Genomic DNA, 26,924 nt, shown 5'->3' on the forward strand with positions numbered 1-26,924 from the left:
TTGATTATGTGATTAAGATTCCTTTTAACTCACTAGGCACGCCAAGGTTTACAGAGCTTCCAACTTAATAAACTTATTTTTTTGGTCAGTTGTCAGTCTAAACTGCCCTCTAACCCCTATTTGTGTAAGAAATGGTCTGAACCGAGTTGCAGGTAACTGTAAACGTAATCCGGTTGTTGTTATCACTTGAACTTTACTTGCCGCACCAGAATAACTGGCCAAAAACTGCTGATATGAGATGTTAAGTTGGAAAATATAGTGGTTCATACGATACCTGTATAAATAAACAGTGCCGGTATTTTGTGGGCACTTAACGATGTCTGACGGTGAAACTGAGCTTGAAAGTGCTCTAGCTTATCGAAAATTCGATGAAGCAGAAACAAAAAATCAGTGGCAGATACTCTCTACCACTGATGACTTTTCTTTATAAGTAAACAGCTTATAAGTAAACCGTTAACCTTGAGAAGGCATAACTTAAGCTTCTAGTGCTTTCGTTACTTTCTCGAAGAGGTCTTTTGCTAAGTTATCCATGTTCTTCAATGTCTCAAGTTCCTGCTTGATAAGAGCTTGGCGCTCATCATCGTACTTACGGAATTTAAGAAGTGGATCAATCAGACGTGAAGCAACTTGCGGGTTACTGCTGTTTAACTCACGTAAGATCTCACCTGCAAACGCATACCCCTGACCAGACTTGTCATGGAACTGTACGGGGTTCATGTTTAAGAATGAACCAACCAAGTTACGAGTTCGGTTCGGGTTCTTCAAACTAAACGCTTGATGTGACATGGATTCTTTGATCACTTCAAGCGCATTTGAACTTGGGTTCGTACCTTGTAGAGCAAACCACTTATCCATAACAAGACCGTCGTGTTTCCACTTGTCGCTGTAATCTGCCATCAGAGTTTCACGACATGCCAGTTGTGCGCTGTTTGCCGCACCCATCGCTGCCATCGTGTCTGTCATGTTGTTTGCCTGCTGGTACATTGCAACAACCAAATCGTTACCCTGCTCTGTATGTGCTAAGTAACCAAGGCAAACTTTACGCAAAGTGCGCTTACCAATCGAATCGTGATCGATTGTGTATTCCGCTAGTGCATTGCTGTGGTAAACCGCAGCCAGTTCGTCTTCTAGTTCTGTTGCCAGTGTTACCTTCATTGAGTTAAGCACAGATGCGACAGCATCTATGTCAACACGCTCGTACCAACCCGATACTTCATTATGACTTGGCAATGAAAGCATCTCTGCGATGAAGGCAGGTTCTAGCGAGTCACTCAATAGTACGCCACGGAATACATCAACCACAGAATCAGAAAGTGCAAACGCTTCACCTTGTTGAACTTTTTCAACATTGCTGCGGATGTATTTCGCCAACAGCATTTGACCAGCATCCCAACGAGAGAACTCATTGCGGGCATTCACCATCAAGAAGATAAGTTCTTCATCTGAATAGTTGTACGCCAATTTCACTGGCGCAGAGAATTCACGAAGTAGTGATGGGATTGGTTGTTCAGAAACGTTTTCAAACACGAAAGTCTGTTCCGCTTCTTTCACATCTAATACGTTATGAACTGGCTCTCCGTTACATTGTAACTCAACCACATCACCCGAAGCAGTGTACAGCTCGATATCTAGAGGGATATGCAGAGCCTGCTTCTCAGTTTGCTCATGCGTTGGTGCTGTTACTTGACGAGTTGTTAACGTGTATTGTTTCTTATCGGCATCGTAATGACTTTCAACAGACAGCGTCGGCGTACCAGACTGGCTGTACCATAAACGGAACTGAGACAGATCAACACCTGATGCATCTTCCATTGCTGCGACGAAATCTTCACATGTTGCGGCCGTACCATCGTGACGTTCGAAGTACAGCTTCATGCCTTTTTGGAAACCATCTTCACCCAACAACGTGTGGATCATACGGATCACTTCGCTGCCCTTTTCGTACACGGTCAAAGTATAGAAGTTATTCATTTCTATCACTTTTTCTGGACGAATTGGATGAGACATTGGACTAGCATCTTCTGCGAATTGTGGTCCGCGAATGATACGTACATTGTTGATACGGTTTACCGCGCGAGAACCAAGATCAGACGAGAACTCTTGGTCGCGGAATACCGTTAAGCCTTCTTTCAAGCTCAACTGGAACCAATCGCGACAAGTTACTCGGTTACCTGTCCAGTTATGGAAGTATTCATGACCGATTACAGCTTCAATACCTAGGTAATCTGTATCCGTTGCTGTTTGGTCGTTTGCTAGAACAAACTTAGAGTTGAATACGTTCAGGCCTTTGTTTTCCATCGCACCCATGTTGAAGAAATCAACGGCTACGATCATGTAGATGTCTAAGTCGTATTCAAGATTGAAACGCTCTTCATCCCACTTCATTGAGTTAATCAAAGAAACCATCGCGTGGTTTGCACGGTCTAGATTGCCTTTATCAACAAAGATTTCTAGGTCAACTTTGCGGCCTGATTGCGTAGTATAAGCATCACGGAGTACATCGAAGTCACCCGCAACTAAAGCAAACAAGTATGCTGGTTTTGGATGTGGGTCTTGCCACTTGACCCAGTGACGACCATTTTCAGCTTCACCTTCATCTACACGGTTACCATTACTTAATAGGAATGGGTTCTCTGCTTTGTCTGCAATTACCGTTGTGGTGAATTTAGCCAATACATCAGGGCGATCCATGTAGTAAGTAATACGACGGAAACCTTCGGCTTCACACTGAGTACAGAACGCACCACCCGACTTGTACAAGCCTTCAAGTGCGCTGTTCCCTTCAGGGTTAACTTCGGTAATGATGGTTAGCGTAAATTCTTTTGGAAGGTCATTCAGAGTCAGTTGAGTTTCAGACTGCTCGTACTGAGTCCATTCGTTGCCTTCAACCAAAACAGAAACCAACTTCAAGCCTTCACCATCAAGTACTAATGTCGAGCTGTCTTTCTCCTGCTTAACACTAGAAACAGCCGTAACAATGGATGCTGAGTCGTACAAATCGAAAGTAAGATCGATTTCAGAAATCGTGTGAGATGGTGATTGATAATCTTTACGATACTTGGCTTGAGGGGTGTGTGCCATGACGGGTTCCTTTTGATCGTTATACGTAATTATTTTTTAACTGTATATATCTAAAGGTTGAGCGCCAATAAAACAAGGGGAATATTAAAAAAAGGAGGCATTGCAGGAAAATGCCTCCATGTTTTGCTATTTTATCAATCAAATCAGACAGGAACGCCTAAGAAATGAACTGTGCACAATATTATCAACGAGTACGACTTTATTGCTAAAACTCACGATTACCGGATGCGATTGAGTACCGCAAACATGTCTCCCTCTTCACCTTGCAGCGTTAACACATCGCTGTTCAGTGTATAACGAGTACCGTGTTCACCATTCTCATAAAGTAACACTAACTGGTCGCCTTCAGTGTAATACACACCGCGGCGAATGACTTCACCACCTTCTTCATCGGAAACTCGGAACATGAATATAAAGTCTGGTTGAAGAACCAAATCCATTTTTTGAATATTACTCGCGCGTAAATCGCTTCCGGACAATTCGGCACTTGACCAGATCCCCGCCAAAGCATTTGGCAAGGCCTTAGTGAACATAACACCGTTAAGATTCAGCATGTTGTGATTACTGCTGTACGCGTAAACCTGAGGTTCTGAGGTATTCAAACCCAAAATAATGGTGTCCTCATTGGCGTTATACAAACCTTCCCAATGATCGACACTATAGTCTTTCTTTTGGATATCGATAGTGAATGAGTAGTTTGAATCAAGAGTGAGCTTGATCGCTCTAAAGTTTTCAGTGCCTTGCTCAGGATCAGGATTCATCAAATACCAATCACCAAGCAGCAAAGGAAGGTCAAAATGAGATAGATTACTATCACTTTTTGATTGTTGGCTACTCGAAGCGACCTCGCTCCCAAAAGCCACAAAACTTAAACAAGATAAAAATAGTAGAATCCATTTCATAAGCGTCCCCTCGTTTTCTTTAAGCTTAGGCACGTAATGAATAGAAAGCGAAAAAATATGATCCAAGTCACTAAATTTTAAGTGCGAAGTAACTTAAATGTCATTATCACTCGAAAAATAATACTCAAGTTTAGTTATTTTTACGGTGCACTTCACACTCATAAAGCCGATAACAATGGTTCTAGGACAAGTGGAAAGCCGAGGAAGCATGCCGTTAACGTGACATCATTCTAGGCAAGAACGCAGGCACAAAAAAAAACGAGCCTAAGCTCGCTTTTCAAATAGTACGTCTTTAAACAATCACCTTTAACAGGTGTTTTGTTTATTTTTTGATCATATCCAGCATGATAGCAACTGATTCATCAAGATAAGCATCCGGGGCTTCGTAGTCTTTGGGAATATCATCCAACGTTTTAAATGCCTCTAACTTAGCGGCTTTTTGACGTTGGTTAATACGCTCTAGACGAAGCGCATCCGCATCATCACTCTCTTGTTGACGAACCTTTTCATTAAGAGAAAGGTCGTTGTCGTCTTTATCTGCCTTATATTTTTCAATATCTTGCGCGATAAAGCCAAATTCCATGTCTGTTGCGATACGAGCTTGGTGTTTAGCCGTCAACGCTGCGATTTGCTCATCGTTACGCTGTAACACTGAGTACTTCGCTTTGTCGATGCTGTCCCAAGGAAGAGCGTTGTCTTCAACACTTTCACCAGTATCTGCAGGATCAATTGGCGTTGGGTAAGCAATATCAGGTACTACACCCTTGTTTTGCGTACTACCACCATTTATTCGGTAGAATTTCTGTATTGTGTATTGAACGTAGCCCAACTCTTTATCGAACAAATCATAAATATGATTCAAAGAGCGATGCTGTTGCACCGTACCTTTACCGAAAGAGTTTTCACCCAAGATGATTGCACGACCGTAATCTTGCATCGCTGCTGCAAAGATTTCAGATGCTGAAGCACTGTAGCGATTCACCAATACCGTTAACGGGCCTTGGTAACTGATTTGGCCATCAGTATCGCTGTTCACTTTGACACGACCGTAGCTATCGCGAACCTGAACAACAGGTCCCTCTTTGATAAACAAACCAGAGAGTTCGGTTGCTTCAGTCAGTGCACCACCACCGTTGTTTCGAAGGTCAACAATAATACCTTCAACACCTTGCTCTTTAAGCTCAGTAATCAACTTGTCGGTATCTTTCGAAAGGCCAACGTAGAAGCTTGGTACTTCTAGTACACCAATCTTCTTGCCGTCTTTCTCGATCACTTCTGATTTAACGGCGCGGTCTTCTAAACGAATCTTATCGCGAACAATTGTGACAACGTGACTTTTTGCATCTTTACCATCTGGCAAGATCTGTAGCTTAACTTTGGTCCCTTTCGGGCCTTTGATAAGTTGTACTACATCGTCTAAACGCCAGCCGATAACATCAACAATCTCTTCGCCATCTTGACCAACGCCGACAATGCGGTCGCCATCACTCAACTGTTTGCTGTTTGACGCAGGGCCACCAGCAACTAAAGATCGAATAACGGTGTAGTCGTCTGTCATCTGAAGTACAGCACCAATACCTTCTAGAGATAGGTTCATCTCAGATTGGAATTGCTCTGCATTTCTTGGAGAAAGGTAACTGGTATGCGGATCAACTTCACGCGCAAATGCGTTCATGTAGATCTGGAAAGCATCTTCGTTGTGCGATTGCGTAATACGCTTCATCGCATTGTTGTAACGCTTTTCCAAAACTTCTTGAATCTCTGGCCACTCTTTACCAGTAAGTTTTAGATTCAACGCATCGTATTTAACGCGTTTTCTCCAAAGCTCATTCACTTCAGCGATATCTTTTGGCCATTCCGCTTCGCTACGATTGAGCTCAATACTTTCATCGGTATCAAACTTAATCTCTGTATCTAGCAAAGACAATGCATATTGAAAACGTTCAAAACGCTTCTGCATAGACAAATTATAAACATCGAATGCAATCTGGTTATTGCCCGATTTCAGCTGATCATCAATTTGTGTAGAAGACGCAGCGAAAGAGTCAATATCAGCTTGAGTGAAGATATTACGATTATAATCTAGCATCTCTAAGTAACGATTAAAGATAGCTTGAGAAAAATCATCGTTGAGATTGAAGTGCTTATAGTGAGAACGAGTAAATCGAGAAGTAACACGTTTACTAGCAGTTTCGTGTTGGACCTCAGGAGCGAGTAGAGGTAAATCGTCCTGATCTAATTTGGCTTCGAGAGCCTGAGCTGAAGCTGCTAGCCAAAAGCTAGCAGCAATCAGTGTCAATTTTGAACGGCATTTCATGCGTAGGAGTATCTCCTTTAAGCGCGCAAGTGCTCCGCTTTAACAACCATTTGTAGGCCGTTTGCTAACTGAACACGCACATCTTCCTTATTGATTTCAACAATGGTCGCAGCCATGTTTCCTTTACCCATGTTCACATTTACTTCTTTGCCAGCGATAAATTCGTCAGCGTTCAAAGCGCGTGTTTCTACAGGCTTTTCTACTTTTGGTGCTTTCGGCGCTTGACGACGAGGCTGTTGAGCTTTCTTCGCCTTAGGTTTCGCTTTGCCTTCTTCACGAGCTTTTTGTGCTTGTTCTTTACGACGAGCCTGAACTTTCGCTTTGCTTTCTGCAAGTGTCGCTTTAGCGTGTTCAACGTGCTCTTCTTCTAGTGTGCCACACGCGTTGCCGTCTAGGTCAACACGTTCTGCGCCAGCTTTTACGCCGTGCAGGTAACGCCATGATGATGTGTACTGTCTTAACGCTGCACGAAGCTGAGTCTTACTTACTTTTTCGTCTTCGTTTAGACGTTCAGCAAGATCTTGAAAAATACCAATTTTAAGTGGCTTCGCTTCACCTTCTAGAGTAAAGCATTTAGGGAAACATTCAGCAATATATGCGATAACTTCTTTGCTGTTTTTTAACTTTTCAGTGTTTTCCATGTGGGTTCCTGGTTTTTGCGGTTTTCCGCGAGCATTAAGAAAATATTTTTACGTATTATAGAGAGATGCTTGGGAAAAACCACAGTAAGAGAATAATTTATGCCTTGTTCGCGTGCGAATTAAGCAGCTTTTCCACTTCTGCCATGAAAAATGTTAATCCGTCCTCGTCAATTTGAGAAAAACGACCAATATTTGGGCTATCGATATCAAGAACGCCAGCGATTTTTCCGCCAATCGAGAACGGAATGACGATTTCTGAGTTACTTGCAGCGTCACATGCGATGTGACCTTCGAACTCATGAACATCATGAATGCGCTGAACTGTATTCGTCGCAACCGCAGTTCCACACACACCACGCCCTACCGGAATTCGTACACAAGCAGGTTGACCTTGGAAAGGACCCAGTACAAGTTCGTATTTTTCCTTAGCTTGGTCCTGCTTCATTAAATAGAAACCCGCCCAATTCAGTTCATCCAATTCCATGAATAATAATGAACTGATATTAGCAAGATTAGCAGTTAGATCGGTTTCTGATTCAATTAATGCAACGGCTTGTTTGGTTAAGCGTTGGTAATGTTCTATTTTCATATTAACTTCCAATTAAATTGAGACTTCCATTATCAAGAGAACGCAGTAGAATGCGGCCATCAAACTAAATAGGACTTATTCTCATTACAATGAACAATTCAAAAGACACTATTAGCCGTTCTTGGTTAATAACTCAAGTAAAAAAACACAAGTCCAAATTACTGTTTGCTAACATTATTGCCATATTTGCAACTCTCATTAGTGTCCCTATCCCGTTGCTCATGCCATTAATGGTTGATGAAGTATTACTTGATAAGCCAGCTTCAGGCTTAGAGATGATGAACCACCTACTTCCATCATCGTTACAAACACCGACTGGCTATATAGCACTAACTTTGCTGTTAGTGATTATCATGCGCACCGTTAGCCAAGCGTTAAACATTCTGCAAGGGCGTCAATTTACACTCGTCTCCAAAACAATTACCTATCAAATGCGTAGCAAGATGATAGATAAGCTTGGTCGCATTAGTATTAGACAATACGAGACCAAAGGCAGCGGCGGTATTAATGCTCACCTAATAACAGACATAGAGACAATCGATAAGTTCATTGGCTCAACGCTCTCTAAGTTCCTCATCAGCTTCTTAACTGTGTTCGGTACTGCGATCGTGTTGTTATGGTTAGAGTGGCGTTTAGGACTGTTCATTCTACTGGTCAATCCTGTTGTTATTTATTTCTCTCGTAAACTAGGCAGCAAGGTTAAGCACCTTAAAAAGTACGAGAATCAATCTTTCGAACGTTTTCAGAATCGCTTAGTTGAAACCTTAGATGGCATTTATCAGCTACGTGCTGCCAATAAAGAACGTATCTTCCTTGATGAATTGAAGGTTCAAGCGAACCAAGTAAGAATCGATGCCGACAAATATGCATGGCAATCTGAAGCTGCTGGGCGTGTTTCGTTTCTTCTCTTTCTATTAGGCTTTGAACTTTTCCGAGCTGTCGCGATGTTAATGGTGCTATTCAGTGACTTAACCATCGGTCAGATCTTTGCGGTATTCGGTTACTTATGGTTTATGTTAGGCCCAGTTCAAGAGCTGCTAGGGATTCAATTCTCTTGGTATAGCGCGAAGGCGGCACTACAACGAATCAATGATCTTCTGAAGTTAGAAGAAGAGCATCGCCCAGTAAGCAAGGTAAACCCTTTCAATGAAAACCAAGAAGTGACGGTAGATATCGAAAACGTTACATTCTCTTACACATTAGAAAACACTGTTTTAAATAGCCTATCACTGCACATCCCTGCAGGTAAAAAGGTCGCTTTAGTGGGTGCGAGTGGTGGCGGTAAATCGACTTTAATCCAATTGCTGATTGGGGTTTATCAAGCCGATTCAGGTTGTATACGCTATAACGGCGAAAAAACTGATGACATCAGCTTTGATATTATCCGTAATGAAATTGCCGTTGTTTTACAACAACCTATACTCTTTAACGACACATTGAGGCATAATCTGACCCTTGGCGCTGAATATGATGAAATGTCGCTATGGCGTGCGCTTGAAGTCTCTCAAATGCAAGATGTTATCAAGCAGCTGAGTAATGGCTTGGATACACAAATTGGTAGGAACGGGGTTCGACTGTCTGGCGGTCAACGACAACGTCTTGCAATAGCCCGCATGGTGCTGAGCAATCCTAAGTTTGTTATTCTTGACGAAGCGACCTCCGCACTGGATACAGCCACAGAGTCGGCACTGCATAAAGCTCTCAGCGAGTTTTTGAAAGATCGCACAACTTTGATAGTGGCTCATCGATTATCAGCGGTGAAACAAGCCGATCTAATCTATGTTTTAGAAGATGGACAAGTCACACAGACGGGAACACATGGTGAATTGGTTGAACAACAAGGACTTTATCAAACACTCTACGGCAGTGTGCAATCGCACGCCTGATGTTTGTGGCCCTAAGTCTTTAAGTCGGGCAACGAGCCTAACTGATGCTTCAACTTGGGAGGTCGCGTGACCTCCCCATCCGTTACCAATCCTTTATCAACAAAGCATCAATGCGATAGCAGCTCTGTGCGCCTTTGTCAGGGCTGTGAACTCCCCGTCGATAAAATGGACATCCCTTTAGGGAAATCCGCTTATTGCCCAAGATGTGGCACTCAGCTTTATAGAGGCGGCACCCCTAGCCTCTCTGGAAACCTAGCAATTGCGATTACCTGCTTATTGCTGTTTATCCCCTCGCACTTTTTTGAATTCATCAGTATTCGCCTGATTGGTGTCATGATACCTGCTACATTACCATCCGGCGTCTTTACTTTAATGGGTGAAGGCTTCCCTCTGCTTGGCTTACTGATCCTGTTCTGCAGTTCGATCGCTCCGTTGCTCGTGTGTACATCGGTACTCATTACCCATTTATCATTGCGCTTCAAATTTTTTACACCATTTAGGTATGCGTTAGCCATCATCCAGACATTAAAACATTGGATGATGTTGGATGTGTTTCTGGTAAGTTTGGCGGTCTCATGTTTCAAACTGCAAGATTACTCAGATATTTTTGTCGGCCCTGGATTGGTTGGCCTCATTCTTCTGCAGCTTTTCAGTGTATTGTTGGTAAGCCGCATCAGCGTGCGTCGCTACTGGGAAGCTTGGACAAAAGAATCTGACTACTCATTTACTGAAAGTAAGAACGTACACTGTCACAACTGCCACCTATCTCAACCGGATGGGCATACTTGCGTGCGTTGTCACCATGACTTATACCACCGCAAGCCCTACTCTATACAAAAGACATGGGCACTGTTGTTTGCCGCATCAGTGGCTATTGTGCCAGCCAACGTCATTCCGATTTCTATCCTTATCACCAACGGACAAAGGCTAGAAGACACAATAATTTCCGGTGTCGCGTCGCTAATAAATAGCGATATGTATGGCATTGCAGCGATCATTTTCATTGCCAGTATCGTCGTTCCCGTCGCGAAAATACTGGGCCTCGCGTACATCTTAATCTGTATCAAGATGAAGCGTACGATTTACCACAGACAACGTATGACCATCTATTTCATCGTGAAATGGGTGGGAAAATGGTCGGTTATGGATCTATTCGTTATTTCGATCATGATGACCTTGGTCGACCGCGGACAAATTTTAAACTTTACACCAGGTTATGGTGCAGTCGCTTTTGGCGTCGTGGTTGTTCTCACGATGCTAGCAGCGGAAAGCTTAGATCCTAGGCTAATTTGGGATAACTACACCTCTAAAGATGAGTCAGTGAATGAACAACGATAACCAATCACAAACGTCATATTCACCAGAAGTAAGGAAAAACAAAGGCATCTCACCTTTGTGGATTCTGCCGATATTAACCGTCGCATTAGCCGGTTGGTTGGTCATGAAATCGATCCACGATGCAGGCCAACGTGTTCAGATATACTTTTCAGATGCCGCAGGTTTAGTCGCAGGTCGAACAACGATTCGTTACCAAGGCTTAGAGGTGGGTATGGTGCGCGACATCACCTTATCCAAAGATCTATCGAGCATCTATGTCGATGCTGACATCTACCCAGAAGCGAAGAAACTACTATCAAAAGGCACACGTTTTTGGCTCGTAAAGCCAACGGCCAGTTTGTCTGGTATCTCTGGGTTAGATGCACTTGTTTCAGGTAACTATATCGCTATACACCCTAGCGAAACTAAAGAAGAGCCAGAAACCGTTTTTCAGGCTTTAGAGTCGTCCCCTTCTGATTTGCTGGCTTCTGAAGGTCTAAACATCTCATTGACGACCAAAGATCTAGGTGGTGTGTCTGTTGGCTCTCAAATCGTTTATCGTAAAATCCCCATTGGTGAGGTTTACAACTACCAGCTAAACGACAACGCTAAATCCGTAACCATTCAAGCGTCAATTAAAGATGAATACAGCCATATCATTACCGATCAAAGCCGTTTTTGGAATGTAAGTGGCTTAGGTGCCAGTATTGGATTTTCAGGTGTTGACGTGCGCTTAGAAAGTCTAAGTGCCCTATTAGGTGGCTCTATCGCCGTGGACTCTCCAGGAGAAGGCGAACCGGTTGAGATGAACACCAAGTTCAAGCTCTACCCAGATTTGAAAACAGCAGGCCGTGGTATCTCTATCAAGATCGCTGTTCCCGATGATAACAAGATCAGTGCAACGGGCGCTCCGATCATGTATCGCGGCATTGAAATAGGTCAAATCACCGACTTATCTTTAAGCGAGGGACGTGAAAACGTGGTCGCATCCGCTGCTATCCAGCCTGCATTCAGTGACTTTTTAAATAGCGGCAGTAAATTCGTTCTAGAAGAAGCTGAACTATCGCTTACTGGCATGAAAAACATTGCAAACTTAGTGACAGGTAACTTTTTAACCTTGGTACCGGGCAAAGGTGAAAAAGCCCGTCGATTTACTGCGATCCGTAAGAACGAATTCAGTCAGGAACAAGAGAAATCCGTTGCGATTCGCTTAACCTCAAACAATTCGTTCGGACTGGATGTCGGTACACAACTGCTCTACAAAGGTATTGCTGTTGGCTCTATCATCCAAGTGGGCTTAGTCGATGGTGTTGGCACTGGCTCTGATAAGCACGAAGTGTTCATGGATGCGCTTATCGACAACGAGTACGCGCACCTTATCAAAAGTCACAACCGTTTCTTCGTGACAGGCAGTGCGACCGCGGAGCTTACCGAATCAGGTTTGAGTGTTACTGTTCCACCAGCAAAACAGCTTCTGACTGGCTCGATTAGCTTTGTAAGTGAAGGTAAATCTGAAGCTCGAACGGACTACCAACTTTTCCAAAGTAAATCGTTAGCAGAAATCGCTAAGTTTAATCAGTCCGGCTCAAAGACGCTTTCGTTGTTTGCCAGTGAGTTACCTTCAATTTCTAAAGGCAGCCCACTACTCTATCGCAACCTACAAGTGGGTAGTATTTCTGATTTTCAGCTTGCAGACGGTGGTGTAAGAATCAAAGTCACGATCGAAAATCGTTATACGCACTTGCTCAATAAGCATACCGTTTTCTGGAACCGTTCAGGCGTTGAGGTTGATGCGTCACTATCGGGTATCAGTATTAAAGCGGCGCCAGTTAAAACTCTTATCCAAGGCGGTATTGCTTTTGACTCTCTGCCGGGAATCGACAACAAACTTGGTGATGTGTGGAAGCTTTATAAAGATTCGAAATCCGCTCGAAAATTTGGCCGCGCGATTACTATCACCTCTTCTGGCGATCAAGAAGTCAGCAAGGGTATGGCGATCAAATATCAAGGTGTCACTGTTGGTGAGGTTACTTTGGTGATTCCGAACTTCAACAAAGGCGGTATTGAGATTACTGCGCGTATTTTACCTGAGTACGTCGACAAGATTGCCGTGACGAACAGTCACTTCTGGTTGGCAGAACCTGAGATTGGCCTTAACGGCATCAAAAACGTCTCTGCGCTGCTCTCTAAACACATCAACGTAGATCCGGGCAAAGGTGAAAGAAACACGAAATTTGAGCTTAGCAAGGGACCCGTGCAGCCTGAAGGCAAAATATTCCAGCTACAAAGCGAAACGCGAGGCTCGGTATCAGAAGGCACACCTATCCTATTCCGCGAACTTGAAATCGGCAGTGTTATCGATGTTCAGCTAGGCGAGTTTGCCGACCGCATTATATCTACGATTCAAATAGAACCTGATTACGCGTATCTAATTCGCGCAAACACTGTGTTCTGGAACGTGTCGGGCGTCGATGTCTCTATTGGTCTATCAGGCGCAAACATCAAAGCCGGAACGGTAGACAGCTTATTAAGAGGTGGTATTACATTCTCAACCCCACCGACGAATGAACTTCAACCAGTCGCAAGCGAAGATCAGTCTTTCTATCTCTATCCTCAAGCCGAAGATGAGTGGAAATCATGGAGAACCGCGATTCCTCGCCCATAGAGTGAATTCCCACACGTTTCAGGAAGATTAATTCTTCATCAAAATGCAGCCATTAGGCTGCATTTTTGTTGTTTGCTATAAATATGGTTTAGGACGGCCTCATTTTGCTTTAAACTCACCGCATTAATGCAATAAATCGAGATACTCTTTTGCACGCTAACGTATATATTCCAGAAGAATTCCTAACGCACATCGAAGCAATCATGCCTAGTCATCTAGATATGGCTTCTTTTGTCGCTTCATGCCAAAAACCACTTCGTAAAAGTATTCGAGTCAACACATTGAAGATCAGTGTTGAAGACTTCCTCGTACGAGCAAAAGAGAAAGGCTGGGAACTGGAACCTGTACCTTGGTGCGAAACGGGCTTTTGGATTACAGCTGATGAGAGTGAAGCGCCACTAGGTAATACGGCAGAACACATGTCTGGTCTTTTCTACATCCAAGAAGCCAGCTCGATGATGCCACCTTCGGCACTTTTCCAAGGTGAAGCTGATTACCAAGCGGTGTTAGACACTGCGGCTGCACCAGGCTCTAAAACCACTCAAATCGCTGCGCTAATGAATAATCGCGGTGTATTGGTTGCCAATGAATACGCAGCAAGCCGTGTGAAAGTCCTTCACGCTAACATCGAACGTTGTGGTGTTCGTAATGCCGCTCTAAGTAACTTTGACGGCCGTGTATTCGGTGGATGGCTACCAGAACAATTCGATGCAGTGTTGTTAGACGCACCCTGCTCTGGCGAAGGCACTATTCGTAAAGACGCCGACGCAATGAAGAACTGGACTTATCAATCAGTAGTCGACATTGCAGATACCCAAAAAGACCTGATTGAAAGTGCTTTCCACGCCCTTAAGCCTAATGGAGTTCTGGTTTACTCAACGTGTACGTTAAGCACGGAAGAGAACCAACAAGTTTGTCATCACCTAAAAGAAACCTTTGGTGACGCGGTCGAATTCGAATCTCTAGAATCACTGTTTGAAGACGCAAAAGCGACCACAACAGAAGAAGGCTTCTTACACATCTTCCCTCAGGTTTATGACTCTGAAGGCTTCTTTGTTGCACGTATTCGCAAGCTAGCATCGGTTACTCCGCCAGAAGTGAAAAAACGCTTAGGTAAGTTTCCATTCGAGAAAGCATCGAAAAAAGCACAACAAGAAGTGGCTGAACAGCTTTTAAGTGCGTTAGATATCGAGTTACCAAGCGATACACAGGTATGGACACGCGACAAAGACGTATGGCTATTCCCTGAAGCGTTAGAGCCGATGATTGGTGAGTTCCGCTTCTCTCGCATGGGCATCAAGATCGCAGAAACCCATAAAAAAGGTTACCGCTGGCAGCACCAAGTGGCGACCACCCTCGCGACAGGCAATGAAGCCAACATTGTTGAACTGACTATCGAAGATGCTCGTGAATGGTTCATGGGACGAGATGTTCGCCCTGAAGGTTTATCAGGTAAAGGCGAAGTACTGGTTAAATACAACGGTGCAATCATTGGCCTTGGTAAATGGGTTGGTAACCGAGTTAAGAACGGTTTACCACGTGAACTAGTGCGCGATAAGAACCTGTTCTAGCTTTTAGCTTTTAGCTTTTAGCTTTTAGCTTTTAGCACATGCTCTATCCCTGAACAGATCTATACAGACGAATAAACAAAAAGCCCAAACAACGCAGGTTGCTTGGGCTTTTTCTATTCAATCTGTTTTTGGAGAGACTAACTCAGTCAACGCAAATAAAAAGGTTGATGAATCAACGCTTAATTATAAAAACATCAATTCAAGTCACTATTTGCGTTATCAAAAATCGCATATCAGAAAAATTAAACTAGACTTCATTCTATTAGATAAACAATTACAACGATTAGCGTAGGCTCTTCGGAGCCCTTTCCCCTAAGCCCAAACAGGAAGGTTTGGGCTTCTTTTTGACCGGCAGACCCGCTTATTTAGTTAAGCGAATGCCTTCTTTGTCGATCGAGATTTTGCCAGACTTGTACAAACCACCAATGGTCTTTTTGAACGTACCTTTACTGGTTCTGAATGCAGAGAAAATCGCATCCGGTGAAGACTTGTCATTCAATGGCAAGAAGCCACCTTTCTTTTCAAGCAAGTCTAAAATCTTAGTACTTAGATCATCCATCTTAGCTACACCAATCTTCTGAAGAGACAGATCAATCTTACCGTCTTCTTCACGAACATTTTTAATGTAGCCTTTCAGAGTTTTACCGATGAACAGCTTGCCGATGATGTCAGATGGGAAAATCATGCCCCAGTGCTCGCCATTTACGATCGCTTTGTAACCCAATTGGCTACGTTCAGCGATGATAAGATCCACTTGCTCGTTTTGCTTATAAGTCGCAGGCGTGTTGTCTAACCACTTGTTGAACTTTGTTGTACCTACAATGCGGCTAGATGCTTTATCAATATATACATATACTAAGATTGACTGACCTTCGTTTAAACGGCCACGTTGCTCGCTGAAAGGAACCAGTAGGTCTTTACCTTTCACGCCCCAACTCATGAATGCGCCAGTGCTGTTTACACCTTCAACGGTCATCAAACCAAACTGCCCTACTTGAGCTATCGGTTTTTCAGTCGTTGCAGCGATCTGGTTGTCAGAATCAATGTATAAGAAAACATCTAACTTTTGACCAATTTCAACACCTTCAGGAGTAAATCGTTTAGGCAGCAACACGGTTCCATAGTCACTAGCGTCAAGGAATACACCGAAGTCTGCTTGTTTTACTACTTCTAAGTTGTTTATTTGACCAATATTAATCATCAAGATTGTCTCTACTTTAAATTTGGCGGAGATTATACGTGATCTCTGATATGCTTTCGCTAGTTTCATTCATATTTTTACATTCTAGGAGCCATCGTTGATCACCGTTGATAAACAAGATGCGATAACACTTAAAATTAACCATGCCATGGCTAAAACAAAAAAGCTCGACATGGACGTTTATCTATTCATTCCCGGTGAACTTGGACTGACTCCTGAAGTGCTTTCTGAAAGCGCATTTTTCTACAGCTCGATCACTCAAAAACGTGCTTATTACAGTGATAAAACACTGCTGCCTTTGGTGCACAGCCGTTTAGCAAAACGTGGCCGACTGTCCATTACACAGTACCGTGTAAGTTTGAGTTTGTTCGCTTATCAATATGTTATCGCATTGGACAAAGCCGTAAGTAGCTTGAATAAGAACGATAGTGACGACGTAACGGCTGATGAAGTAGATGAAGTCATTGAACTGGCTTTAGATATCTTGAAAAAGCTACGCCGAAGCATCCCCTACGAAGAAAACCTCAAGCGCTACTACGCTAATATCGATAACTACCTATCTTGGTACACAGAGCAAAAGTTCTTATCGCTGGTTTCGCACATGCCACGTGGCAGTGAGTATTCAACGATTAAAGAACGACTCTTAACACTTTGTGATAAAGAGACTGCGCACCGTAAACTGAACCGCTACAACTCAGCAAGAGTTCGAGAAGACGTTACCCGCTTGAGTAACAAGATGCGCTTACTGCGTCGTTTGATTGAACACCCTATCGTGCTTAAAGAAAAGACGACATCGATGGGTAAGAACGTTAAGCGAGCCGTGAAAGGCATTGCGACCGGTTTGGTGATGGTTGTCGTGACCACTACCGTGATCTTGGCTCGTGATTTTCTCGGTGAGATTACCGCTTCTTTCATCGTGGCGATGTCTTTCATCTACGCGTTACGTGAGATCTTTAAAGATGACTTGAGAGACATCCTTTGGCGCTGGCTGCGTAAAGGCAAGCCAAAATGGAAGCGTCGTTACTATGACCCAACGACCAACAAGTCAGTAGGCCATAAACTGGAATGGTTGGATTACGCAAACTTTTCTAAGCTTGCAGATCGTATTCAATCAATTCGTAAGAAGCGTGTGGTGCAACGTGAAGAGCAAATCTTGCATTACCGCTCGCATACTGAGATGTCGACATCGACCTTTATGAGTGGTTATGAAGAGACTCGTGAAACATTATCGATCAGCTTGAGAGCGCTGACACGATTGATGGATAAGGGTTCGAACAAGATCTACCGTTTGAATGAAGGACAAGTGAGCCGCGAATCAGTAGAAAAACGTCATCTTCTCAACCTGATCATCAAAGAGAACAACCATGATAACGAACCAACCTACTACCGTTGGAAGATTGTTATGAACCGTTCCAAAATCGTTGATATTGAGCAAATCACTCAAGAGTCATAGAGCCGTTATAAAGTTCTCTATAACGGTATGTGGAAACCATTCACATACCGTTGTTTCAACTCTTCGAACATTCCCCCATAACCTCTTACCTAGCACCTATTTATTTGATGGCTATTTTCTGGATGGGACTTTCTTAATTGAAAGCGTTAGCGTGAACTCGGCCATCGGCTCATCACCATGTAAAGATGGGCATGTCGCGATAATGGTTACGGGTTGATTGACTCGTTCTCCGGTCGACATAGTTTCTGCCAACATAGTGTTGATCAGCTCACCGTCGTTACAAGTGAAATGCACATCACCTTCAGGGCGCTTCAAAAAGTTACCCGTTACCTCTTTAAAAGCCAACGAGATCTTTTCACCTTGCTGTTGCGACTTACTCATCGCGAGAAAGCCACCGGCTACATCCGCACCGACAGCCAAAACGCCAAAGTACATACTGTTAAGGTGATTCTTGGTACGTCTCTTGAGCGGGATTTTCACTTCAACATGTTGGTTGTCCAACGCGAGCAGTTTTGGTCGACACAACCAGATAAGTGGGACTTTGAAAAAGCCAAACATGCTTAAGTAGAAATTTGCTTTTTGTAGAGGGGTCAACATTCGAATTACCTAGCCAAGTTAGTCATCAGACCAGTTAATCGACTAGCGATAAGAATGTCAAAAAAATGTTACAAAAAAGAGATATCATCGTACAATGATATCTCTTTCATTCTCAAAGCATAAGCGCTTTAAGTCAGCTTATCAGGCAAGCTAATCGATTTAAGCAGTCACGACCGTTTCAACGCCTTCAAGGTCAGCAATGTAACCTTGTAGACGTGGGTAATCGACTAAACCTTGCGTTACTAACAATACTGGCTTCTTCGCATGCAGGGTCGCTTTAACAATCATATCAAGTAAAGTAATTACCGCTTCGTTTTGCGGATCGAAAGCATGTTGCTGCGCGTCATTTTGTTTGTCTACGCCAAGAGTGAAAGACGCTAGGCTGTCGACATTCACAACGACACCATCAAAGTAATGCAGTAGACGTTCGCTCAATAGCACTGCAGAAGGAACATCACACGAGAACAGCACTTTCAGACCATTAAGACCGCGTGGTAAACCTTGCTCTGCTAGCAAGTCGATGATCTTCGCAGCGTCGCTTAACGCACGAACGTAAGGCACAACGACTTCAACGTTGATGCCCTGCTCACGTAATGTCTTAATCACCTGACACTCTAAAGCGAAAGCCTTGCTGTATTCTGGTGTCGCATAGCGAGCGACACCACGAACGCCCAGTGCCGGGTTCACTTCCTCAACTTCGCAATTGCCGCCTAACAGCGAACGGAAGCTGTAGCTATCGGCACTGCTCAACGCGATGCGCACTGAGGTATGACTCGGTAGGACTGCAGCTTGAATCGCAATAACCAGTGTTGAAACAAAATGTTCTTCGACACTCTTGCCACCAAGGATGGCATCTAAAGAGGTTTTCTCAATATCAGAAAGTGTATCTAAATGGTCTTCAATCGATGGATGGTAGAAAACGCGGTCCATAACCAATTCAGACAGAGATACGTACAAGTGGGTAGAATTATTATTATCGTTATAAGAAGGCAGCACATCACCTAAGACAAGTTCTGGGTGCAAAGTGCTTTGATTTTCTTGAGTCATTGCTGCTCCAGCATTTTTATGTTGTGTTCAAACGAAAATACCGATAGCTGCCTGTTAATACAAGTGAAAATCCCTTATTTGACGCTGGCCTGCTGATAAAAATAAGAATATTAGCAATAACTGAGATAACTTTGACTCAAGAGAGTTTATTCCTCTGTTCAATTCCGTTATCTTAACCACTTCGCAATAGAATAAAAAAGCTATCACATGCCATTAAAAACTGATGAGTTGAGAACCCAAGCTCTGGGTCCTATGCCAACTCCTGCCGAATTAGGCAATGCACACCCTATTACTGACGACGTTGCTGAGCGTATTGCAAATTCTCGCCGCCAAATCGAAGATATCCTAACGGGTCGTGATAACCGCCTATTAGTTATCGTTGGCCCTTGTTCTGTTCATGACACAGAAGCGGCACTTGATTACGCTGAGCGCTTAAGCCAGATTCAAGAGCAATACAAAGACGAATTGTTCGTGGTAATGAGAACCTACTTCGAGAAACCTCGTACGGTTGTAGGTTGGAAAGGTCTGATTACCGATCCAAACCTTGATGGTTCATACGCACTTGAAACGGGCTTGAACAAAGCACGTAAGCTTCTGCTCGACATCAATAAGCTTGGCCTAGCAACAGCGACTGAATTCCTTGATATGATCACAGGTCAGTACATTGCAGACCTTATCACTTGGGGCGCAATTGGCGCTCGTACAACAGAATCTCAGATTCACCGTGAAATGGCTTCTGCTCTTTCTTGCCCAGTTGGCTTCAAAAACGCGACTAACGGCAACATCAAGATCGCTATCGATGCTATTCGTGCTGCGCATGCTTCACACTACTTCTACTCTCCAGACAAGAACGGCCGCATGACGGTTTACCGTACTTCTGGTAACCCATACGGTCACGTTATTCTACGTGGTGGTGATAAGGGTCCTAACTTCGACGCTGAGTCGGTAGATATCGCATGTAAGCAACTGGCTGAATTCGACCTGCCTCAACGTTTGGTTGTAGACTTTAGCCACGCTAACTGTCAGAAACAGCACCGTAAGCAGTTAGAAGTTGCACAAGACATTTGTGACCAGATCAAATCTAACAAGAATCAAATTGCAGGCATCATGGCAGAAAGCTTCATTAAAGAAGGCAACCAGCCGATGACTGACATCAATAACCTAGAATACGGCAAGTCTATTACTGACCCATGCCTAAGCTGGGAAGATACTGCAACTATGCTAGACATGCTTGCATCTGCAATTAAAGATAGAAACTTAGCTTAAGGACATAACACAATGCCATCATTTGACATTATCTCTGAAGTAGAATCAGTAGAGCTACGCAACGCTGTAGACAATGCTAACCGTGAACTATCGACTCGTTTCGATTTCCGCGGCGTTGATGCAAGCTTCGACTACAAAGATGAGTCGGTAAAGCTGACTGCTCAAGACGATTTCCAACTGAAGCAAATGCGCGATATCCTTCGTAGCAACCTAACTAAGCGTAATGTTGATCCTAACGCGATGGAAGCGAAGGCTGCAGACCAAACAGGTCGCACTTGGCACCAAACGGTTATCTTCAAGCAAGGCATCGAAACCGATGTTGCTAAGAAAATCGTTAAGCTAATCAAAGACAACAAAGTTAAGGTTCAAGCGGCTATCCAAGGCGAAAAAGTTCGTGTAACGGGCAAGAAGCGTGATGACCTACAAGCGGTTATGGCACTTGTTCGCAACGGTGAACTTGGTCAACCTTTCCAGTTTGATAACTTCCGCGACTAATTGATCTAGCTATGTGCAGCGGCTCTTGTTCGCTGCTCACTAATCAGTTTAATGCGGCATTTAAAATAGCAAAAAGCCACTTCTTTATCGGAAGTGGCTTTTTATTTATCTAGGCGTTGTTATTAGCGTGTTAGACGCCAGTATGAATGCAGCTAGCTGGCCTATCTTTTAACTCAACACCTTGGCAGAAGACAGCTTCAGGTCTTTCCCTACCAGTAAATTGAACTCAACACTCGCTGGTGGAATAAACACACAGACACGCAAGCTCTCTGCTCTTGCTTTGTCGAGCTTGGTAGACAGTTCTCCACTATTCGCATAGCTTTCCCTTTCCGCATCTCGGCGACACAAGTCTATAAACTCAAACGGGCAATCACTCGGAGCAAGAACCAGTTCCGCTTCCTGCATTAGACGTAAAGCTTTCATTGGTAACAGCTCTATATCTTGCTCGAACTCAATCCAAGTCACCTGCCCTTCACTATCAATGCCTTGCGTCAGCGCTTGTTGATAGCAAGACTCTAACTGCTCTCTGTCTGTTATCTGTTCAATAAAGTTAGATGACAAGAAGCGTTCCCAAAACTTGCGACGCTCATCGACGGTTGGGAATGACTCTTTGATTGAATTGCGTTTTGATGCACCGAAGTCTGCAATCAAACCTATATTTTGTGGCAGCACTGTTTCGAGTTTTTCTCTAATATTTCGCACTAAAACAGGTGAAGCACCGCCGCTAGAGATCGCAATTTGAATTCTTCCGCGATTTATCATCGAAGGCGTGATGAAGTCGCAGTAAGGCAAATCATCAACTACATTGACTAAAATACCCAGTTTTTTCGCATCATTATACACTTGGTGATTCAGACTTGGGTTGTCTGTTGTAGCCCAAACCTGCAAGTAATCTTTCGATATGATCTGCGACGAATAAAAGTTCTGAACCCAGTGAAGTTTGCTCTCATCAACAAGCAGCTTTAGGTAAGGCGCTACCTTGGGAGAAACCAAAGTCACATTCGCTCCAGCTCGTAACAAGCTGTCGACTTTACGGCAAGCAACCTCACCCCCACCAACCACCAGAATTGGCTTATTCTCTACATCCAAAAACATTGGGAAATAACGCATGTTCTTCCTTGAGACGACTTCAATAACTATTCAGCCATGCTACCAAATTTGGAGCATATTCATAACTATCCAAGTGTAATAAAAATATTTATTGACCAAATTTCAATCTTTTTTAAGGCGAATGTTTCACCAGTGTGAGATTCATTCAGAATATTTATCTAGTCGATTATCAATATAAAAATCTAAATCTTGTTGCACCAACAGTGTGAACCCTTGCACTATTTACATTCAGTTAACATTTGGTCATTCTAAATGTGTTCGGATTTGTGATTTCATTCAAAATTCTTTTTAAATTATACATTTGTGAAACTACGGATCCTTTCCTAACCTTATAAACAGTTGTTTAAATCGCACACAGTTTCATTTGCAAAATGCAACTCGTTTGATTTGGGCAACAAGGTCATAGAAAACGCAACACATATAGAAAAACTCAAACGAGCACGAGTATCAGGTGTCACCTGGTTAACAAGGAAGGATACAAATGACAAATAAACTAACACTTCTTGCTTCAGTAGTAGCTGCATCAACTGCGATGATGGCAACATCGGCATCAGCGGCAGAAAGCACTCTGGACAAAGTCACATCTCAAGGTTTCTTAACTTGTGGTGTAAGTACAGGTCTTCCAGGGTTCTCTAACCCTAACTCAAAAGGTGAATGGGAAGGAATTGATGTTGAGTATTGTCAAGCTCTTGCAGCGGCTGTACTCGGTGACAAGACCAAAGTTAAGTATGTACCTCTAACAGCAAAAGAGCGTTTTACTGCGCTTCAATCTGGCGAAATCGACGTACTATCTCGTAACACAACATGGACATTACATCGTGACACCGCTTTAGGTCTGAACTTCGTAGGCGTTAACTACTACGATGGTCAAGGCTTCATGGTTAAGAAAGATCTAGGTCTTACAAGTGCTCTTGAACTTGATGGCGCTTCTGTATGTGTTCAATCAGGTACAACGACTGAGCTTAACCTAGCCGATTACTTCCGTAACAACGGCATGTCTTACAAGCCAGTGGTATTTGATACAGCAGCACAAACTTCTAAAGGTTTCGACGCAGGTCGTTGTGACGTGCTAACAACAGACCAATCTGGTCTTTACGCACTTCGCCTAAACCTAGCTGATCCGAAATCTGCGCAAGTACTTCCTGAAATCATCTCTAAAGAGCCTCTAGGCCCTGTTGTTCGTCAAGATGATGACAAATGGTTTAACGTTGCTAAGTGGACACTTTCTGCAATGATTAACGCGGAAGAATACGGCATCTCTTCTAAAAATGCAGACGAAATGCTTAAGTCAAAAGATCCAAACATCAAGCGTATTCTTGGTGTAGACGGTCCTAAAGGTAAAGGCCTTGGCATTCGTGACGACTGGGGTTACCAAGTAATTAAGCAAGTTGGTAACTACGGTGAGAGTTTTGAGCGTACTGTTGGTACAGGTTCTCCACTTCAAATCTCTCGTGGCGTAAATGCATTATGGAATGCGGGCGGCTTTATGTACGCTCCACCAATCCGTTAATAGCACCTACGTGATTACTTGTTCGTAACCGTTGCTATCACGCACATATTGTGTGGTAGCAACAAACAGAAAATGAATATTTGAGTAACACGATTTAGGGCGGTTTTTCCGCCCTAACTGTTAAATGGATTTGAGGTTATTGCAGTATGAAACCTAACAACACTCTTACTCCTTCCCAGGAAAAGCCTGAAGCAAAAAGTGCCAACCTATTATACAACCCGACTTTCCGATCTGTTGTTTTTCAGATCATTGCCATCGGAGCACTCGGCGCTTTCTTCTACACCATCGTAAATAATGCCCTTACCAACCTTGATGCTCGAGGCATTGCCACTGGTTTTGACTTTTTAAGTCAAGAAGCCGGTTTTGGTATCGGATTAACGCTCGTCGAATATGACGAAACCTTCTCTTATGGTCGAACGTTCGTTGTCGGCTTATTAAACACCGCCCTAGTTTCAGTGCTAGGTATTATTTTAGCTACCGTTCTCGGCTTCAGTATGGGTATCGCTCGTTTATCTTCTAACTGGTTAGTTAGCCGATGTGCAGCGGTTTACATTGAAATCTTCCGAAATATCCCTCTATTACTTCAAATTTTCTTTTGGTATTTCGCCGTTCTTCAAGCTCTACCATCAGCTCGTCAAAGTCTGAGCTTGGGTGAAGCCATCTTCTTGAATGTTCGTGGCTTATATTTCCCGGCGCCTGTTTTAGAGCAAGGAAGCAGCTTCGTTATTGCTGCATTGATCATCGGTATTATCGCTACTGTGATCATCAATATTTGGGCTAACAACAAACAGAAACTGACAGGGCAACAAACACCGATGTTTCGCATCGCAGCTAGCCTAATCGTTGGTTTACCTCTGGTTGTTTATTTTGTGATGGGAATGCCTATTTCGGCTGAATACCCTGCCCTGAAAGGCTTTAACTTTAAAGGTGGTATCAGCATCATCCCTGAGCTGGCAGCCCTTGTGTTAGCTCTCAGTATCTATACGGCATCTTTCATTGCAGAGATCGTTCGTTCGGGTATTAATGCGGTGAACCATGGTCAAACAGAGGCTGCAATGTCTTTGGGGCTACCACGTTCTCGCACACTTAAGCTGGTTATCATCCCGCAAGCTTTACGTATCATAATTCCACCGCTTACGAGTCAATACTTAAACTTAACCAAGAACTCTTCGCTAGCAATGGCGATTGGTTATCCTGACCTAGTTTCTGTATTCGCAGGTACAACGCTTAACCAAACAGGTCAAGCGATTGAAATCATTGCAATGACCATGGGCGTATACCTAACTCTGAGCTTATTGACCTCCGCGTTAATGAATATCTATAACCGTAAAGTCGCATTGGTGGAGAGATAATATGAGCACACATCAATTTCAACCTGATCTTCCGCCTCCCGCTAACACAGTTGGTATGGTTGGTTGGCTAAGGAAAAATCTCTTTAACGGCCCTATTAACAGCGTAGTGACACTGGTTTTGGGTTACATCGCATTCTCATTACTTTGGGCAACCTTTGACTGGGCATTCTTAAATGCTGACTGGGTTGGTACAACTCGTGATGCATGTACGAGTGACGGCGCGTGCTGGGTATTCATTAGTGTTCGTTGGGATCAGTTCATGTACGGTTTCTACCCTGAAGCTGAACTGTGGCGCCCTCGCCTTTTCTACGCAACGTTAGCGATTTTCGTCGCTTTATTGGCTTATGAAAAAACACCTAAGCGTACGTGGATTTGGTTGTTCTTCGTAAACATCTACCCATTTCTAATCGCTGGTTTGTTATACGGTGGTGTATTTGGACTAGAAGTTGTTGATACCCATAAATGGGGCGGCCTGCTGGTTACACTGATCATCGCGTTAGTTGGTATTGTGGTTTCGCTTCCTATCGGTGTTGCACTTGCCCTTGGACGTCGTTCAGAGATGCCGATCATTCGTAGTATCTGTACTGTGTATATCGAAATCTGGCGTGGTGTTCCTCTTATTACTGTGCTGTTCATGGCATCGGTAATGTTGCCTCTATTCTTAGCCGCAGGTTCTGAAACCGATAAGCTCATCCGTGCTCTTGTTGGTGTGGTGTTGTTTAGTGCAGCTTATATGGCAGAGGTTATTCGTGGTGGTCTACAAGCGATTCCTAAAGGCCAATACGAAGCAGCAGATGCACTGGGTCTAACCTATTGGAAAAAGATGGGACTGATTATTCTTCCTCAAGCGTTGAAAATCACTATTCCATCAATCGTGAACACATTCATTGGCCTATTTAAAGACACCAGTCTTGTACTTATCATCGGTATGTTTGATGTGTTAGGTATTGGCCAAGCAGCGAATACTGACCCTGAGTGGTTAGGCTTCGCAACAGAGAGTTATGTATTTGTCGCGTTAGTGTTCTGGGTGTTCTGTTTTGGCATGTCGAGGTACTCGATATGGCTAGAAAACAGACTTCACACCGGTCACAAACGATAGTTAATAAGATCAAGGACGTATTATGACGCAACAACTAAACCCAGAATCGCACGAGTTGATGATTGAACTTAAAGACATGAACAAGTGGTACGGTGAGTTCCACGTGCTTAAGAACATCAACCTAGAAGTTAAGAAAGGCGAGAAAATCGTTATCTGTGGCCCTTCTGGCTCAGGTAAATCTACGATGATCCGTTGTATCAACCGACTGGAAGAGCACCAAAAAGGTCATATCTTCGTTTCGGGTAATGAACTGACAGAAGATTTAAAAAACATCGAAGCCGTGCGGAGAGATGTAGGTATGTGTTTCCAGCACTTCAACCTGTTCCCACATCTTACAGTATTAGAAAACTGTACTCTGGCCCCTATTTGGGTCAAAAAGATGCCGAAGGAAGAAGCTGAAGCGATTGCGATGAAATACCTAGAGCGTGTGAAAATCCCTGAGCAAGCGGATAAATTCCCAGGCCAGCTTTCAGGTGGTCAGCAACAACGTGTAGCCATTGCCCGTTCTCTATGTATGAACCCACAAGTGATGCTGTTTGATGAACCAACATCAGCGCTCGATCCAGAAATGGTTCGTGAGGTGTTAGATGTAATGGTAGAGCTTGCAGAAGAAGGTATGACCATGTTGTGTGTAACGCACGAAATGGGCTTTGCTAAAGAGGTCGCGGATCGCGTTATCTTCATGGACGCTGGCGAAATCATCGAAGAGAACAACCCTGTCGACTTCTTTGAAAATCCACAGTCAGACAGAACGCAGAACTTCTTAAGCCAAATCTTACACCATTAATGTGTTATGATGCATAAACTACAGAGGCGGCTTAGGTC

Annotated in this window: 21 protein-coding genes; 11 read left to right on the forward strand and 10 right to left on the reverse strand. The window is 43.6% G+C overall.

Annotated features, from left to right (window positions below; genetic code table 11):
* Positions 1-48: 48 nt before the first annotated feature.
* The 6 genes from L0992_08655 to L0992_08680 all read right to left on the reverse strand — a co-directional run bounded on the left by L0992_08655 (position 49) and on the right by L0992_08680 (position 7,530).
* Positions 49-267 (reverse strand): DUF2835 domain-containing protein, encoded by a 219-nt coding sequence (locus L0992_08655; protein ID XGB65797.1) that lies wholly within the window; start codon positions 265-267, stop codon positions 49-51.
* Between the two features lie 207 nt (positions 268-474).
* Positions 475-3,081, reverse strand: a complete 2,607-nt coding sequence (gene pepN, locus L0992_08660) for an aminopeptidase N (protein ID XGB65798.1) — start codon at positions 3,079-3,081, stop codon at positions 475-477.
* Positions 3,082-3,299: 218 nt separating this feature from the next.
* A complete protein-coding gene (locus L0992_08665; GenBank protein XGB65799.1) occupies positions 3,300-3,983 on the reverse strand; it encodes a hypothetical protein in 684 nt (227 codons plus the stop codon).
* A gap of 322 nt (positions 3,984-4,305) precedes the next feature.
* The gene (gene prc / locus L0992_08670; GenBank protein ID XGB65800.1) at positions 4,306-6,300 is read right to left on the reverse strand and encodes a carboxy terminal-processing peptidase; all 1,995 of its coding nucleotides are present in this window, start codon (positions 6,298-6,300) and stop codon (positions 4,306-4,308) included.
* 17 nt (positions 6,301-6,317) lie between these two features.
* Positions 6,318-6,941 (reverse strand): RNA chaperone ProQ, encoded by a 624-nt coding sequence (proQ, locus tag L0992_08675; GenBank protein ID XGB65801.1) that lies wholly within the window; start codon positions 6,939-6,941, stop codon positions 6,318-6,320.
* 97 nt (positions 6,942-7,038) lie between these two features.
* Complete coding sequence (locus L0992_08680; GenBank protein XGB65802.1) at positions 7,039-7,530, reverse strand: GAF domain-containing protein; 492 nt, start codon at positions 7,528-7,530, stop codon at positions 7,039-7,041.
* A gap of 89 nt (positions 7,531-7,619) precedes the next feature.
* On the opposite strand from L0992_08680, the gene L0992_08685 reads away from it, so the two are divergent.
* The 4 genes from L0992_08685 (at position 7,620) to rsmF (ending at position 14,969) form a co-directional block, all read left to right on the forward strand.
* Positions 7,620-9,416 carry an ABC transporter ATP-binding protein/permease gene (locus L0992_08685; GenBank protein XGB65803.1) on the forward strand — a complete coding sequence of 599 codons (1,797 nt, stop codon included), beginning with the start codon at positions 7,620-7,622 and terminating at the stop codon, positions 9,414-9,416.
* A gap of 54 nt (positions 9,417-9,470) precedes the next feature.
* Positions 9,471-10,754, forward strand: coding sequence for a paraquat-inducible protein A (locus L0992_08690; protein ID XGB65804.1), 1,284 nt, complete (start codon positions 9,471-9,473; stop codon positions 10,752-10,754).
* Positions 10,741-13,398: an MlaD family protein gene (locus tag L0992_08695; protein XGB65805.1), complete on the forward strand. Its 2,658-nt coding sequence runs from the start codon at positions 10,741-10,743 to the stop codon at positions 13,396-13,398. Before L0992_08690 ends, L0992_08695 begins: the two co-directional genes overlap by 14 nt.
* Before the next feature lie 149 nt (positions 13,399-13,547).
* Positions 13,548-14,969 carry a 16S rRNA (cytosine(1407)-C(5))-methyltransferase RsmF gene (gene rsmF / locus L0992_08700; GenBank protein XGB65806.1) on the forward strand — a complete coding sequence of 474 codons (1,422 nt, stop codon included), beginning with the start codon at positions 13,548-13,550 and terminating at the stop codon, positions 14,967-14,969.
* Between the two features lie 361 nt (positions 14,970-15,330).
* Here the strand turns inward: rsmF and L0992_08705 are convergent, their stop codons facing one another.
* The gene (locus L0992_08705) at positions 15,331-16,239 is read right to left on the reverse strand and encodes a S1-like domain-containing RNA-binding protein (protein ID XGB65807.1); all 909 of its coding nucleotides are present in this window, start codon (positions 16,237-16,239) and stop codon (positions 15,331-15,333) included.
* A gap of 28 nt (positions 16,240-16,267) precedes the next feature.
* On the opposite strand from L0992_08705, the gene L0992_08710 reads away from it, so the two are divergent.
* Positions 16,268-17,623 (forward strand): hypothetical protein, encoded by a 1,356-nt coding sequence (locus L0992_08710; GenBank protein ID XGB65808.1) that lies wholly within the window; start codon positions 16,268-16,270, stop codon positions 17,621-17,623.
* Between the two features lie 111 nt (positions 17,624-17,734).
* On the opposite strand, the gene L0992_08715 is transcribed toward L0992_08710, so the two are convergent.
* Positions 17,735-18,220, reverse strand: coding sequence for a DUF4442 domain-containing protein (locus tag L0992_08715; GenBank protein ID XGB65809.1), 486 nt, complete (start codon positions 18,218-18,220; stop codon positions 17,735-17,737).
* Positions 18,221-18,379: 159 nt separating this feature from the next.
* On the reverse strand, positions 18,380-19,267 hold the full coding sequence (locus L0992_08720; protein XGB65810.1) for a phosphoenolpyruvate synthase: 888 nt from the start codon (positions 19,265-19,267) through the stop codon (positions 18,380-18,382).
* Positions 19,268-19,474: 207 nt separating this feature from the next.
* Between L0992_08720 and L0992_08725 the strand changes: the two genes are divergently transcribed.
* Positions 19,475-20,533, forward strand: a complete 1,059-nt coding sequence (locus tag L0992_08725; protein XGB65811.1) for a 3-deoxy-7-phosphoheptulonate synthase — start codon at positions 19,475-19,477, stop codon at positions 20,531-20,533.
* A gap of 12 nt (positions 20,534-20,545) precedes the next feature.
* Positions 20,546-21,028 (forward strand): YajQ family cyclic di-GMP-binding protein, encoded by a 483-nt coding sequence (locus L0992_08730; protein ID XGB65812.1) that lies wholly within the window; start codon positions 20,546-20,548, stop codon positions 21,026-21,028.
* Between the two features lie 168 nt (positions 21,029-21,196).
* Here the strand turns inward: L0992_08730 and L0992_08735 are convergent, their stop codons facing one another.
* On the reverse strand, positions 21,197-22,138 hold the full coding sequence (locus L0992_08735; protein XGB65813.1) for a siroheme synthase: 942 nt from the start codon (positions 22,136-22,138) through the stop codon (positions 21,197-21,199).
* A 481-nt stretch (positions 22,139-22,619) separates the two neighbouring features.
* On the opposite strand from L0992_08735, the gene L0992_08740 reads away from it, so the two are divergent.
* From L0992_08740 to L0992_08755, 4 genes are all read left to right on the forward strand, one after another.
* Positions 22,620-23,648, forward strand: coding sequence for an amino acid ABC transporter substrate-binding protein (locus L0992_08740; GenBank protein ID XGB65814.1), 1,029 nt, complete (start codon positions 22,620-22,622; stop codon positions 23,646-23,648).
* Positions 23,649-23,794: 146 nt separating this feature from the next.
* Positions 23,795-25,000, forward strand: coding sequence for an amino acid ABC transporter permease (locus L0992_08745; protein ID XGB65815.1), 1,206 nt, complete (start codon positions 23,795-23,797; stop codon positions 24,998-25,000).
* 1 nt (position 25,001) lies between these two features.
* Positions 25,002-26,099 carry an amino acid ABC transporter permease gene (locus L0992_08750; GenBank protein XGB65816.1) on the forward strand — a complete coding sequence of 366 codons (1,098 nt, stop codon included), beginning with the start codon at positions 25,002-25,004 and terminating at the stop codon, positions 26,097-26,099.
* Positions 26,100-26,121: 22 nt separating this feature from the next.
* Positions 26,122-26,886, forward strand: a complete 765-nt coding sequence (locus tag L0992_08755) for an amino acid ABC transporter ATP-binding protein (protein XGB65817.1) — start codon at positions 26,122-26,124, stop codon at positions 26,884-26,886.
* Positions 26,887-26,924: the final 38 nt, after the last annotated feature.

This window comes from Vibrio pomeroyi, from assembly GCA_041879425.1.
GTDB lineage: Bacteria > Pseudomonadota > Gammaproteobacteria > Enterobacterales > Vibrionaceae > Vibrio > Vibrio pomeroyi_A.

Bases quoted from the DNA above. Each gene is read 5' to 3' on its own strand.
- L0992_08665 (XGB65799.1), bottom strand. From the start codon at position 3,983: ATGAAATGGATTCTACTATTTTTATCTTGTTTAAGTTTTGTGGCTTTT.
- L0992_08755 (XGB65817.1), top strand. From the start codon at position 26,122: ATGACGCAACAACTAAACCCAGAATCGCACGAGTTGATGATTGAACTT.
- prc (XGB65800.1), bottom strand. From the start codon at position 6,300: ATGAAATGCCGTTCAAAATTGACACTGATTGCTGCTAGCTTTTGGCTA.
- L0992_08680 (XGB65802.1), bottom strand. From the start codon at position 7,530: ATGAAAATAGAACATTACCAACGCTTAACCAAACAAGCCGTTGCATTA.
- pepN (XGB65798.1), bottom strand. From the start codon at position 3,081: ATGGCACACACCCCTCAAGCCAAGTATCGTAAAGATTATCAATCACCA.
- L0992_08715 (XGB65809.1), bottom strand. From the start codon at position 18,220: ATGTTGACCCCTCTACAAAAAGCAAATTTCTACTTAAGCATGTTTGGC.
- L0992_08740 (XGB65814.1), top strand. From the start codon at position 22,620: ATGACAAATAAACTAACACTTCTTGCTTCAGTAGTAGCTGCATCAACT.
- L0992_08685 (XGB65803.1), top strand. From the start codon at position 7,620: ATGAACAATTCAAAAGACACTATTAGCCGTTCTTGGTTAATAACTCAA.
- L0992_08695 (XGB65805.1), top strand. From the start codon at position 10,741: ATGAACAACGATAACCAATCACAAACGTCATATTCACCAGAAGTAAGG.
- L0992_08705 (XGB65807.1), bottom strand. From the start codon at position 16,239: ATGAAACTAGCGAAAGCATATCAGAGATCACGTATAATCTCCGCCAAA.
- L0992_08730 (XGB65812.1), top strand. From the start codon at position 20,546: ATGCCATCATTTGACATTATCTCTGAAGTAGAATCAGTAGAGCTACGC.
- proQ (XGB65801.1), bottom strand. From the start codon at position 6,941: ATGGAAAACACTGAAAAGTTAAAAAACAGCAAAGAAGTTATCGCATAT.
- L0992_08720 (XGB65810.1), bottom strand. From the start codon at position 19,267: ATGACTCAAGAAAATCAAAGCACTTTGCACCCAGAACTTGTCTTAGGT.
- L0992_08750 (XGB65816.1), top strand. From the start codon at position 25,002: ATGAGCACACATCAATTTCAACCTGATCTTCCGCCTCCCGCTAACACA.
- L0992_08745 (XGB65815.1), top strand. From the start codon at position 23,795: ATGAAACCTAACAACACTCTTACTCCTTCCCAGGAAAAGCCTGAAGCA.
- L0992_08735 (XGB65813.1), bottom strand. From the start codon at position 22,138: ATGCGTTATTTCCCAATGTTTTTGGATGTAGAGAATAAGCCAATTCTG.
- L0992_08655 (XGB65797.1), bottom strand. From the start codon at position 267: ATGAACCACTATATTTTCCAACTTAACATCTCATATCAGCAGTTTTTG.
- L0992_08725 (XGB65811.1), top strand. From the start codon at position 19,475: ATGCCATTAAAAACTGATGAGTTGAGAACCCAAGCTCTGGGTCCTATG.